This window comes from Micromonospora sp. NPDC047793 (genome assembly GCF_040642635.1).
Classification (GTDB): domain Bacteria; phylum Actinomycetota; class Actinomycetes; order Mycobacteriales; family Micromonosporaceae; genus Micromonospora.
In genome coordinates, this window is the sequence record NZ_JBEYSG010000019.1 from 15,081 (window position 1) to 28,033 (window position 12,953).

General features: G+C 65.1%; 6 protein-coding genes and 1 pseudogene. 6 read left to right on the forward strand and 1 reads right to left on the reverse strand.

All coding sequences use genetic code 11. The features are described 5' to 3' along the window. The first annotated feature begins 593 nt into the window (after positions 1-593). Positions 594-7,313, forward strand: coding sequence for an RHS repeat-associated core domain-containing protein (locus ABZ738_RS27460; RefSeq protein WP_357217799.1), 6,720 nt, complete (start codon positions 594-596; stop codon positions 7,311-7,313). Between the two features lie 734 nt (positions 7,314-8,047). On the opposite strand, the pseudogene ABZ738_RS27465 reads toward ABZ738_RS27460, so the two are convergent. Continuing rightward, positions 8,048-8,832 (reverse strand): annotated as a pseudogene (locus ABZ738_RS27465) (transposase family protein). Between the two features lie 402 nt (positions 8,833-9,234). On the opposite strand from ABZ738_RS27465, the gene ABZ738_RS27470 reads away from it, so the two are divergent. The 5 genes from ABZ738_RS27470 (at position 9,235) to ABZ738_RS27490 (ending at position 12,745) form a co-directional block, all read left to right on the forward strand. Continuing rightward, positions 9,235-10,305: an IS110 family transposase gene (locus tag ABZ738_RS27470; protein WP_357217802.1), complete on the forward strand. Its 1,071-nt coding sequence runs from the start codon at positions 9,235-9,237 to the stop codon at positions 10,303-10,305. A 57-nt stretch (positions 10,306-10,362) separates the two neighbouring features. After that, on the forward strand, positions 10,363-10,500 hold the full coding sequence (locus tag ABZ738_RS27475; protein WP_357217804.1) for a hypothetical protein: 138 nt from the start codon (positions 10,363-10,365) through the stop codon (positions 10,498-10,500). 408 nt (positions 10,501-10,908) lie between these two features. Beyond that, the gene (locus ABZ738_RS27480; protein ID WP_357217807.1) at positions 10,909-11,637 is read left to right on the forward strand and encodes a hypothetical protein; all 729 of its coding nucleotides are present in this window, start codon (positions 10,909-10,911) and stop codon (positions 11,635-11,637) included. A 293-nt stretch (positions 11,638-11,930) separates the two neighbouring features. Next, positions 11,931-12,410, forward strand: a complete 480-nt coding sequence (locus tag ABZ738_RS27485; protein WP_357217810.1) for a hypothetical protein — start codon at positions 11,931-11,933, stop codon at positions 12,408-12,410. Continuing rightward, on the forward strand, positions 12,407-12,745 hold the full coding sequence (locus tag ABZ738_RS27490; protein WP_357217813.1) for an integrase: 339 nt from the start codon (positions 12,407-12,409) through the stop codon (positions 12,743-12,745). Before ABZ738_RS27485 ends, ABZ738_RS27490 begins: the two co-directional genes overlap by 4 nt. Positions 12,746-12,953 lie beyond the last annotated feature (208 nt).

Below are 12,953 nucleotides of genomic sequence, written 5' to 3' on the forward strand. Positions count from 1 at the left end.
CACCGCCGAACCGTACCGCTCATCGGCGGTCAGCGATCGTCGCGGCCAGCTACCCGAACCTGACGTAGCGCGCGGCCTGCGGCTGAAGCGGATGCAGGGCAAGGCGCTGAATTGGCGCACTCCGCGTGGCGTTGATGACGGACACGACCTCGACGAGCGCCGGCACATGGCCGGCCTAACCCTGGGCGATACGGCAGGCCGCCCAACCATGACTACGTCGGGGCGCCACCGACCGGGCAGCCCACCTCACCTCCTGCCGGCGGCGAATGAGCGAAACTCTTTGCAAGATCGCTGTGCGTAAGGATGCTGGCCTCGGTCAGGCGGTGATTGGTGGGCGCTGGGCGTTTTGAGTCGGTAAGGAGTGGCGGCGGGTCTGCCACTGAACATTGCCTGTCGATGCGGAGCGTGTTTGTCCTTGGTGGACCTTCGTTCGGGTCACCTCGGTGAGGTCTTGTGTCGAGGCTTGGCGATGTCTAGCGTGTCGATCACTTTCTTGATCGACGGGGAGTGTTGCCATGTTTGCTGGCTGCCGCGGGGGCACCGCATTTGACCGTTTTGGCGTACGTGGAAGGGTCAGGGCGGGAGTTCTGGCGGTGGCGGTGCTGGCGGGGTTGCTGCCGGTGGTGCAGGTGCGGGAGCCGGCGGCGGCTGCTGCGCCGGCCTTAGCGCCGGGTGATTCGGCGTCGGTGGCGAGTCGCGGTTTGCGGCAGGTGGAGCAGGGCCCGGATCCGGACGATGAGCATGCGGTGACTGAGCCGTTGCCGGAGGCGGAGTTCCCGGCCGGTGGTGAGACGGTGCTCGATCTTCAGGACGCGGCCGCTGCGCGGCAGGCGTTCGGTGTGACCGTGGCGCAGGCAGGCGACAGTGTGGCGGGGCGTGGTGTGGCCGTCGATGAGGTCGGTGCGGTGCGGGTGCGGGCGTTCGACCGGGCGGCGTCGGTGGCGTTGGGTAATGCGGGTCCGTTGTATTCGTTGGCGCGGGCGGATGGGTCGACGGCCACTGGTGCGGTGCGGGTGGAGATCGACTATTCGGGTTTCGCGGAGGCGTTCGGTGGTTCGTTCGCGGATCGGTTGACCTTGGTGCGGTTGCCGGAGTGTGCGGCGTCGACGCCGGAGGTGCCGGAGTGTTCGGCGGGTCCGGTGTGGGTGTCGTCGGTGAACGATCCGCATGCGCAGAAGCTGACGGCGGTGGTGGACGTCGGTGGTGACCCGAGCGGTGCCGGTGGTCGCAGTGGGGTGTTCTCGGGATTCGCGACGGACAGTGCGGTGGCGTCGGCGGGCGTGTACGCGTTGGCGGCGTCGGCGTCGGGTGGGTCGACGGGGTCGTACACGGCGACTGACTTGAAGGAGTCGGGTTCGTGGCAGGTGGGGGAGAGCGCGGGGTCGTTCTCGTACTCGTATCCGTTGCCGGAACCGCCGCTGCCGTACGGACGTGCGTTGGGGTTGGGATTGTCGTACAGCTCGTCGGCGGTCGACGGAATGACCCACGGGACGAACAACCAGTCGGGTCCGGTGGGCTTGGGTTGGTCGTACACGCCGGGGTTCATTGAGCGGGCATACAAGCCGTGTCCGGCGCATCCGACGGAGATGTGTTGGGAGTCGCCGGACGACCATGATGGTGAGGCGGCCACCAACGATCAGGGCTCGGCGTTGATGACGATCTCGTTGCAGGGTCAGTCGACGCATATCGTGAAGACCACGACCGGGGTGTGGAAGACCGTCGATGACCTGGGTTGGCGGGTGGAGTTCCTTGCCGGTGGTGCGGAGGACGACGGCTACTGGAAGGTGTGGACGCAGGACGGCACGGAGTACCGGTTCGGGTTCGAGCGGGATTCGGTGTGGAAGATGTCGTTCCTGGGCGATGAGGCGGGGGAGCCGTGTCATGGCTCGTATCCGGGTTCGTGTCGGGATCCGTGGCGGTGGAACCTGGACCGGGTTCGGGACGCGAATGAGAACGACACGGTGTTGTCGTGGACGCGGGAGACGAACCATTACAAGCGGGCGTTGACCGGGTCGGTGTTGGAGTACGACCGTGGTGGCTACCTGTCGGAGATCCAGTACGCGAGGAACTCGACCGAGGCGGGTGCGGTCCCGGTCGGCCGCACGGTGCTCAGTTGGGCGAGCCGGTGTGTGGAACGCACCGCCGAGGACGACCCGTTGAACAACACGCCGGCGGCGTGTCCGTCGATGTCGTCGAGCCCGTCGTCGTATCCGGACGTACCTGCTGATCTGAGTTGTGGGTCGTCGTCGTGCGGCAACTACAGCCAGTCGTTCTTCACCAGCCGGATCCTCGATCGGGTGACGTCGTATCAGTGGAACGCGGGTGCGGCGGCGTGGAACAACGTCGGTCGGGTGCAGTTGTCGTACAAGGTGATCAACCCGCCGGGGCTCACGGAGCGGGTGTTCATCCTGGACTACATCCGGCCGGTGGGGTTGATCGGCGCGGACGCGAACAAGATCGATCTGCCGCCGGTGAACCTCGACTACGTCGACGGGGTGCAGCCGGACTACCGGGACGGCCGGGTCGACTACGACGAGGCCGGGTTGGGCGTGTCGGCGATGCGGATGCCACGGCTGCTCGTGGCCCGTAACGGCATGGGCGGCCGTACCGAGGTCACCTACGGCACGCAGCGGCCGTGTCCGCAGGGCGGGTCGAACCAGTCGGGCTACACCACCTGGCACAACAGCAAGCAGGGCAACTGGGACGTCAACACGCAGGACTGCTACCCGATCTTCCACACCCCACCCGGCGCGGACCCGGGCTTCGGGATCTTCCACAAGTATCTGGTCAAGAAGGTCGTGGTGAAGGACCAGGTGGGTGGCTCACCGGACCAGGTCACCCAGTACGACTACTCCGTCGGCACCCCGGCCTGGAAGACCCCCCACAGCCCGCTGGTCGCCGACGAACACGAGACGTGGAACCTGTTCGCGGGCTACAACAAGGTCCGTGTCGTGCAGGGCTCAGGCACGGACCCGTCGAAGTACACGGTGTCGACGTCGACGTTCTTCCGCGGCATGTACCACGACTACTACGACCCCGGCAGCGGCGGCGGCCTCAAGGAAACCACCGTCACCGACTGGGCCGGCAACACCTACGACGACCACTACGCACGCGCCGGACGGGTCCTGCAGACCCAGCAGTACCGAATGACCACCTACAACGCCAACCCCGCCAACGCCTCCTACACCGAGGTCGGCAGCACCCGCTACGACCACGTCATCCAGGGCAACCTCAACGGCCCCGGCTGGTGGAACCCCCGCCAGGTCCGCGTCGGCCTGGAGAACCACCGCGTCAAACTCGAGGACGGCAACTGGCGGGAGACCTCCCAGCACACCGTCTACGACGCGACATACGGCCTACCAGTACGTTTCCACCAGTACCACCAGACCGGCGTCGCCGACAACATGTGCACCTCCTACACCTACGCCCGACGCAACGAGCCAGGCTCCTTTTACCTGGTCAACTACCCGGAACGGGTCGAGACCTGGTCCGGCGACACCTGCGGCTCAGGAACACTCCTGTCGCGCACCGTCACCTTCTACGACACCTACACCGTCGAAGGCTCCCAGACACCGTTCGACGGCAACGTCGCCGAGGTCCGCACCTACCACAGCCCGACCAGCTTCGTGTCTACTGGTCGGAGCACCTTCGACAACACGGGTCGACCGATCACCTCGACGGACTCGGCAGGGCTGACCACCACGACCAGTTACAGCCCGGCGGTGAACTGGCCGGACAACGGAATCACCAGCACGGTCGGTGGCGGCTTCAACCACGCCACCGTCACCCTGGTAGACCGGCACACCGGGCAGCCCTCACAGATCAGAGACCCGAACGGCAAGGTCACCGACCTCGTTTACGACCAGGTCGGCCGGCTCGCCGAGGTGTACCTGCCCGGGCAGGCCAAGTCATCCGGGGTGCCATCGCTGCGGTTCAGCTACCAGATCACCTCCAGTGGCACCGGCCAACCCACCGCACCCTCCCGCACCAGGACCGAAACGCTGCGTTCCCACAGCGGCAGCCCTGTGTTCTTGAACTCCTACCAGTACGTCGATGGTCTCGGCCGAGCCAGGGAAACCCAACAACCCGGCCCGAACGGCGGACGCATCGTCGCCGCCACCACCTACGACGCCCGCGGCAACGTCGCTGCCACCACCGACCGCTTCCACAACAGTTCCGCAGCCGGTGCCGGACTGGTCAACCCGAACCTGACCGCTGTCCCCGCTGTCCGCGAGACCACCTACGACCACCTCAACCGGGCAACCGTCGAGGTCGACAAGAAACTCGGCACCGCCTGGCGGCAGAGCACCGCGACCTACTACGGCGACCGCGTCATGGTCGTGCCCCCGGCCGGGGGCACCAAAACCGTCAGCCACCTCGACGTACGCGGCAACGTCACGCGCCTGGACGAGTACACCTCAGCCACCAGCCCGAACACCCACCAGAGCACCACCTACACCTACGACCTCCTCGACCAACTCACCGCCGTAGTCGACCCGGCCGGCAACACCTGGACCCACACCTACGACCTCGCCGGCCGTCTCACCCAGAAGGCCGACCCGGACGCAGGCACCAGCAGCACTCACTACGACGCTGCCGGCCGACTCTCCTACACCATCGACGGCCGCGGACAGAGAATCTCGGCCCAGTACGACGGCAAGTCCCGGACCATCGGCCGCTGGGCCGGCGACGTCGGTACCGGCACCCGATTGGCGAGTTACGTCTACGACAGCCTCGCCAAGGGACAGCTGACCTCGTCCACTCGCCACGACATCGGCGGCAACTACACCACCACCGTCACCGGGTACACGGACCGCTACCTGCCCACGGGTACCAGCGTCACCATCCCGGCAGCCGAAGGCGCCCTCGCCGGCACCTACACCAACACACTCACCTACGACAAAGCCGGAAACGTCACCACCAGCACCCAGCCAGCCATCGGTGGACTACCCGCCGAAACACTGACCTTCGGCTACGACAACAACGGCTACCCCACCACCATGACCGGCCTCGACACCTACGTCGCCGCCACCAGCTACTACGCCCACGGCCCCACCCACCAACTCCTCCTCGGCGCCACCGGCAAACGGGTACGCCTCACCCAAACCATCGACCAGCAGACCGGACGCCTCGACGCCACCAACATCGACCTCGAAGACAGCCCCGGCACCTTCACCAGCAAGTACGCCACCGGCTACCGCTACGACGCCATCGGCAACATCACCTCGATCCTCGGCAGCACCGACGGCACCGCCGACCAGATCGAATGCTTCCGCTACGACCCCCTCCGCCGACTCACCACCGCCTGGACCGGTAACACCCCTACTGCCACCGCCTGCGACCAAACACCGCAACGAGGCGGCAGCATCGACCCCTACTGGCGCACCTGGGGATTCGACACCGTCGGCAACCGCACCACCCAAACCGACCACAATCCCGCCGGCAACACCACCTGGACCTACGCCTACCCCAACCCGGGCGCCAGCCGACCCCACGCCGTCACCAGCATCACCGCCACCGGCCCCCTCGCCACCACACCGACCCGGTCCTACACCTACGACACCGCCGGAAACACTCTCACCCGCCACACCGACAGCGGAGTGGCGCAGCAACTGGCGTGGGATGCCGAAGGTCGCGTCGACACCCTCAGCGAAGGCAGTGACGAGAGCACCTACATCTATGACACCGCAGGCAACCGGCTGATCAGCCGCGGTCCTGACAAAGCCACCCTCTACCTCGGCGCCACGGAACTCACACTTCCCGCCGGCGCCACCCAGACTGACGGAACCCGCTACTACAGCGCCGCCGACGGCATCATCGCGGTTCGCACACACACCGGCCTCGTCTGGAGCGCAGGTGACCACCACGGCACCGAGCAGATCCAAATCAAGGCCGACAACCTGACCACCACCCGCAAGCGACTCCTGCCCTACGGAGAAGATCGCACCACGCCACCCTCCATTTTCCTCGGCACTCGGGGATTCGTTGGCGGCACCCAAGATGACACCGGTCTCACCCACCTGGGCGCCCGAGAATACGACCCCACAATCGGTCGATTCATCAGCGTCGACCCCATCCAAGACCTCGCCGACCCACAACAATGGAACGGCTACAGCTACGCCAACAACAACCCGACCAGCTTCAGCGATCCCACCGGCCTCTACGCCATCGGCGACCACGGAGGCAACCTCCGCGACTACAGCCCCAAACCCGGCAAGCACAAGATCGTCGACCACCGCCAACCCCACGAAAAGCGCCACAAGCCGCCCCGAGAACCCGAAAGGACGCAGCCGAAGGGCGGCGGCGGGAAAGACCCGGAACGCGCGCGTAAAGCCGCCAAGGACGCCTTCCTGCAGACCTACACCGAAGACAACCTCGCCTGCCGCGCCCACCGCAGCACCTGCTCCGCCATGCGAGACGCCGTCATGAATGGCTACGACCCCATCAAGGCCGAGATCCAGGTACAATGCGGCGACTTCAGCTACGACCGGTTCGCCTGCATGAACAGCCTCGGCTGGGAATGGGACTGCGGCGTCGCCCCCTGCCCAGAGTCCTGGATCTACAGCTGGGAACTCGCACTAGCCGCCACTGACGCCATAGCGATCATGGCCACCGTCAAAGCCATCCGGCATCTGTGCAGCTTCAGCCCCGAAACCCACGTCCTCCTCGCCGACGGCACCACCAAACCCATCAGCCAACTACTGGTCGGCGACGAAGTCTACGCAACCGACCCGCAGACCGGTGAAAGTGGCAAAAGGCGCGTCACCCGCGTGTGGGTCCACGAAGACGACCTCCACACCCTCACGATCGACGGCGTCAAACTCGACACCACCGAAGATCATCGCTTCTGGAACGCTACAGATCGTGAATGGCAGCGCGCCGACGCGCTCCGCCTTGGGGACCAGCTCGTCAGTACCGTTAGCGGTCCCGTACGAGTGACTGGCGGAGTTTCCGATTCTGCACGCCGTGCACTCGCCTACACGCTCACTGTGGAGGACCTTCGCACGTACTATGTACTCGCGGGCAGCCCTGTCCTTGTCCACAACGCCGGTTGTGACGAGTGGGCCGCCAGGTTTGTCCAGAGGAACGGTGGAGAAACTAAGAAGTTCTTTGGCCCCGGTGGCGAGGGGTTGCCTATGGGGCCCTACAGGCCTAAGGGGCAGGGTACCCCTGAGCTTGGTGAGAGCTGGTTCCATCACACCGTGGTGGTGAAGAATGGCAAGGTCTACGATCAGTGGCACCCGAAGGGAATTCAAATTGAAGAATTCAAAAAACGCTTTGATTACTGGGAAGACATGGACTTTGGTTTCTGATCATGCCCGTATCGCTTCCTGAATTCTTTCCCCGCCTGAAGAAACATCATGGAATCTATGTGATGCGACGCACCTATGAGGGCACCTGTGCGTTCCTTACGGGCTATGAGCAGGGTTCGGGCCATCCCATCCTCAGAGATTTTCACAGTTGGCTCGTTCTTAGGAGAAATGGGCGCCCGGAGCTCTACTGGCCACTACTTGTTCTGTGTGAGATTTATGAAGATGCGGCACTGCCGGATATTAGGTACTTCACGCCCGAGCAGGATGAGAGCGCAGTCGCACTCCTTTTTGGTCTGCTAGACGAATTCTTTGAGTCTATTAGTTCGGGGAGGGGTGACGATGTTTTGCATAATCCGAAAGCTCTTTGACTGGCCTGATTAGATACTTCTGTTTCTGTCAATTGGTGCTGGTGGCGGAGTGGCCGCTGTTCAGGGTCGAAGATTTTCTCGGCCGTGCTCGCCTGCCGGATGCGGCTGGCAGATGAGGAGTACGTGTTATCGCCGATACCGCTCAACGTTCGGATCTCGACGTTCGGTCTATCGATAGGCTGAACGAGATTGCGACCCAGGAGGGCGGATCCGAGTGGCCATGAGAGCCACGCAATGGCGGTGAAGATGACGGGCTGGCCGGTGAGGGGGCCGTTTCGGCGGCATGAGCAAGACGGATCAAGACTGTCGAAGCTGCCTGACTATCTGATCGAGACCGGCCGGGTCGCAGCGATCAGTGAGCGTCTTTCATCCTGCGTAGCGGTTGGCTTCGACGTGGTGCAGGACGAGGATGGCCTGCACGATCGCGGTCGCGCGGCGCGGGCAGCAGCGCAGTTTGGCCAGGACCTTCCAGGATTTGAGGGTGGCGATCGCGCGCTCGCCGCAGGCGCGGATCTTTGCGTGGGCCCGGTTGACTGCCTTCTGCCGGCGTGACAGCTTCGGCCGGAATCGGCGTCGTTTGAACGGGGTGCGCACGCTGCCACGAGCCCCTTGATAACCCTTGTCGGCGAAGGTCATCACGTCGGCGCTGGTCAAGGCGTCGATGATGCCGTGGGTGCGGGCGGCGGTCAGGTCGTGGGTCGAGCCGGGCAGCGCGGCCGAGGCCCAGACGAGCCGCCCGACCACGTCCGCGATGACCTGGACGTTCACCCCGTGACGCTTGTGCTTGCCGCAGTAGTACGGCTTCTGGTCAGCGACCCGGTCGATCGGGATCAGCGTGCCGTCCAGGATCGCGTACGCCAGCAACCGGATGCGCCACATCGCGGTGTCCAGGTCGTCGGTGGCCGAGCTGAGAAGGGCGATTGCTTCCTGGACGTAGCGCCAGGCGGTGGAGATCCCCCGATGTCGAAGCCGGCGGCGAGGCGGGTGTAGGTGTCGCCATTGCGCAGGTGGGCCAGGACCAGCAGAGCCTGATGGCCGGGGTTCAGTCGTCGCCATCGGGATCTGCGCTGCTGGCGGTAGCTGCGGATGCGGTCGGCGAGGTGGTTTAAGGTCCGGCTGGACAACGGAATCGCGGCAGGGTAGGACAGCATGGCGAGGCTCCCGGTCGGGGCATCGGGTTTTGGTCGATTTGCTGTCCTACCTGGAGCCTCCCCTCATCGCTCGACACCCCCTGCCAACCCGGACTGACCTGCAAGATCAGGTTGAGAAGGCTGTGAAACTTGGTGTTGGCCGGCCTGGGGCTGGCTGGCAGGGTCGGTGCCATGATCGCGACCGGGTGTGGCTCATGAAAATGGTTGCCCCGCAGGGTGCTCTCAGTGAGATCTGCCCATCCGGTCGGTGGTCGGGCGTCGGCCCTGCCCTCTCTCGGTGGCTTGATCAGAAGCTTGCCCGACCCGTTGCAGCGGGTCGTGGCTCATCACAGTCCTGCCTCGAGAGCACCTTTCCTGGGCCGACGCCGTCACGACGTCTCCCCGGGAAGGCAGTACGCCGCAATGGCCATCGTCGCAGACCAGTACGACTTCATCGTCGGTGTGGACACCCACGCCGCCTCCCACACCCTCGCGCTGGTCGCCGCAGGCACCGGCGCAATCAGTCAGCAGGCCCAGTTCCCGACCAGCCCCGCAGGGCTACGCCGTGCCGTCGGCTGGATCCAACGCCACACCCAACACGCGTCCACGCTGATCGTCATCGACGGCGCCGGCTCCTACGGCGCTACCTTCACCGAGCAACTCGTCGCGGCAGGTTTAACCGTCGCCGAGGCACCCGAGATCCCGGCCACCACCCGGCGTCGCCGCGGCAAGAACGACACCGTGGACGCCGTCGCGATGGCCCAGGCCGCTCGCAGCCTGGAGGCCGACCATCTCTGCTGGCCGCGGCATGCCGGCGATCGCACCGCGCTACGGGTTCTGGCAGCGGCTCGCGAGCAGATGAACGGCGAGCGCACCCGCGCGGTCAACGCGCTGACCGCGCTGCTGCGCACGGTCGATCTCGATGGTGACGCCCGCCGGGTCTTGACCACCACGACCACCACGACCATCGCGACCGTCGCGGCCTGGCGCACCCACAGCGACGGCACCACGCTGGTCATATGCCGGGCCGAGGCCATCCGGCTGGCCCGGCGCATCCGCGCTCTCGACGCGGAACTCGCCGCCAACCACGCGGCACTCCAGCAAGCCGTCACCGCGCAAGCGCCGCAGCTGCTTGCCCTTCCCGGCGTCGGCGCCGTCGTCGCCGCAACCGTCCTGCTCGCCTGGTCACACCCCGGACGCATCCGCTCCGAAGCCGCGTTCGCCGCCCTGGCCGGCGCGTCACCCCTACCGGCCTCGTCAGGAAACACCACCCGCTACCGGCTCAACCGCGGCGGCGACCGCCGCCTGAACCGAGCGCTCTACACCATCGCGCTGGTCCGCATGGGACACGACCCACGCACCCGCGACTACGTCGCCCGTCGCACCAGCGAGGGCCGCACCAAACGCGAGATCATGCGCAGCCTCAAGCGCTACATCAGCAGACAACTCTTCCGCACCCTGAACAGCGCTAACCCAGCCACCAGCACCACTTGACAGCTATAGAAGCATCTCAGTATCGAGACGGCGCGGCGGATCCTGCGTGAACGCGGCGTGACCTGGCAGGCGTCGAAGACGTGGAAGGCCAGCAACGACCCCGACTTCACCGCCAAGATGCGCCGGGTGCTCGACCTCTACGACCTCCACCCGCCGGCGGCCGGATCGTCTGCGTCGACGAGCTCGGGCCGCTGAACCTGCAACCGCGGCCCGGAATGCGTGGAAACCGCAGGGCCGGCCGGTCCGGCTGCGGGCGACCTATCACCGTGACCTCGATGTCCGGCACATGACCGCCAGCTTGACCTCGCCACGGGGAAGATCCACTATCGGATCCGGGACCGAAGTCTGACAAGATGGGCGAATGGAACGGATTGATCGAGCGTGCGTCGGGAAGTTCTAAGGTGGTGCCGTGGAGCAGTGGCTCAACTCTCACCAACGCTCATATGGCGCGAATCGACGGGAAATGGTTTGTGGCGCAGTTCGATCGGTCCAGTGGAGATCTAGTAACTGCATTCGTTCCCAATAATGGTCAGGTTGGCGCGATGCTGAGATTGTTGGGTAAGTGATATGGCTGCGCTTTATCCAGAGCCACCACACCTTACGGTGGCGGTCTATTCGGAAGGTGCGGAGCACGAGTGCTTCGCTACGCTCTGTCGACTGGTTGCAGCAATGGGCTGCGTTCCCAATGGTGCGGTTGAAGTAGCCCCGTGGGATGCAGAGTTCGAGCTGAGATCTGATCTTGCTGGGCGATCGGCGATCCTTGATGTAAAGCCAGATCGGTTTGCACGCATCGTTGCAGGTGAAGACGAGGGCGGGCGCGCGGTGCGCGCAGGGTATCGACGGAAAAGGGGCACTCTTGTCATCGTGGAGTACCTCGCTGCCTCGGGCGGTGACCGCCATCCGATAGCCGTTTCAGCCTCGGCTGACGGCCTAGGGATTCCGATTGACTTGTGGCGAAAGTCGGAGCGGGCTTCGGCGGCGAGGTTGGCCGACTGGGCCACGAATCTTCTTCGCAAGGCGACGGCTGAATGTGGCGTCTGGTACGGGGCTATTGGAGTCGAATACAGTCTGGCGACTCCGTCAGAATTGGCTGCTGGCGCTGCTGTATTGACATCCGAAGTCTTCGCCTCTCGGAAACTTGTTGATCACAATGATGACCTGAGAAAGGCGTTGTTGGATGGCTTCCGTGGCGGTGTGATATCTGAGTGGCCCAACGGGTGGTTCTGCTCTGGATGGGCTCCGTTTAACGCCGGAAATGGAATGCTGTCCGTAGACAAGGCGGCGACTAAGCGAGCCGGTGTCGCTTTGGGCCGCGCGGTGCTTAATCGCTGATGTGCTGCGAGCATGCTGAGCGCCGGTCTGGTCGTGATGTGGTTGGCTCGCGACACTGCCAGCCACATCATGGTCGTGGACCATCGACACCCAGCATCCGTGGCGACCCGATTATCGGCACAACTGTCGGTCTGCTGCCATTCTGATTATGTAGTCGAAGCCAAGCTCGGGCCTCGGACACAAAAACGCGGCGTTTGCGCCCAGTTCTACGTGCTGGTGACCAAGCATGCTTGACCACGCGAATCTTCTCTTCTCCACGGTCTCCGCTCGGTTGGTTTCGGGTGGTGGTGGCCGTGGTTGACACCTCGACAGGCCCGGTGATTCCACCGGTGGTCCTGTCTGACCTGGGGCCGACAGTCGAGCGCTCGACGAGCGGTGGATTGCGTCGTGGTCCGTTGCCGATGTCGTCGCTGCCGGAGCCGCGTACGAGTACCCGGGTCTACGCTGTGGTCGCGTTGGAGGGCAGTGGCCGGCTGCGGGATCGGTTCGTGGTGGGTGCTTTGGGGTGGCGGCCGGGTATCCGGTTGGACATTCGGGAGCGTGCCGGGATCGTCGTGGTGCGTGGTGATGATCAGGGTGTGTTCCGGCTGACCGGTCAGCGGCAGGTGCGTCTTCCTGCGGCGGTGCGGCATTGGTGGGCTCTGACGCCGGACGATCGGCTCCTTCTGGTGGCGGATCCTACGGTGGGGCTGCTGCTGGTGTGTCCGGTGGCGACGCTGGACGAGATCGTCACTCAGGCCCACGCCGCTGTGCTGGCTGGCGGTGTGTCGTGAGTGGTGCGAGTCGAGCCGAGCTGGAGGCGGCGCGGTTGTTGTTGGCGCGGATGGGCATCTCGGCGGCGGACCTGGTGGAAGCCTCGGTGGACCGTCCTGCGGCGCCGACGTTCGCGGAGTATGTGCCGGTGGTGTCGGCGGCGGTCAGTGTGGGGACGCGGCGGGCGTATGGCTCGTACTGGAAGCGGGTGGTGGAGCAGTGGGGGCAGCGTCGGCTGGATGAGCCGACGCCGTCGGAGATCGAGCAGCTCGGCGAGTACGTCAAGGCACACGTCGTGGCCCGCCGTAACGCGCGGGGTGGGCGTAGTGCGGTGGAGCATCTGATCGCGGCGTGATCAGGTGTGCCAGGAGACGGCGGAACTCGCCGAGGGTAAGAGGGATGAGGTCGTCATCGGATCTGGTGCCCCTCTTTCGCGGCGGCGGCGGTGACGGCGAGGTAGGCGTGGGCGCACACATCGAGTGGGCGCCGACATCCCCCGGCGTGGTACCGCGGTACCACGCCGGATGAGCACCGTGGTCGGATGGCGGGCCGCCCGACCGTCC

Bases quoted from the DNA above. Each gene is read 5' to 3' on its own strand.
- ABZ738_RS27470 (WP_357217802.1), top strand. From the start codon at position 9,235: ATGGCCATCGTCGCAGACCAGTACGACTTCATCGTCGGTGTGGACACC.